Consider the following 589-nt stretch of genomic DNA (forward strand, 5'->3'; position numbering starts at 1 on the left):
CGTCCGCCCCTCGGCGTGCAGCACCGGCCGGTGCTCGACCCGGCCGCCGTAGGCGAGGGTGCCTCCGAGCCGGACGCCGAGTGCTCCGGCGAACGCCGCTTCGACCGGTCCGGCGTTGGGGCTCGGATGCCGGTGCGCGTCCTGCCGCCACACCCGGACGGCGGCCTGCGGGTCGGGCCCGGCGAGTACCGCCAGCAGCGCCGTCAACCGCGCCCCCGGCCAGCCCAGTACGTCGTCCAATCGGGCCGCCGACCACCCGAACCGGCGGTGGCGGGCCGACTTGTGACCGACCATCGCGTCCAGCGTGTTGACGGCCCGGAAGGCGGCCATGCCCGGAACTCCGCCCAGCGCGGCCCACACCAGGGCGCCGACGACCGCGTCGGAGGTGTTCTCGGCGACGGACTCCACGACGGCCCGGGTGAGGCCGTCGGCGTCCAGTGTCTGCGGGTCGCGTCCGCACAGGTGCGGCAGCCGGCGGCGCGCGCCCTCCAGGTCGCCGGCCTCCAGGGCTGCGGCGATGAGGCGCGCCTCCCGGGCCAGCGAGGTGCCGCCGAGCACCGTCCAGGTGGCGACGGCGGTGAGCGCGACG

General features: G+C 77.4%; 1 protein-coding gene. It reads right to left on the reverse strand.

The features are described 5' to 3' along the window. Positions 1 to 589: adenosylcobinamide-phosphate synthase CbiB (cbiB, locus tag ACYVE9_RS30200; RefSeq protein ID WP_461031037.1), on the reverse strand; the 589-nt coding region annotated here is incomplete at both ends.

The sequence above is a fragment of the Streptomyces sparsus genome (assembly GCF_054776295.1).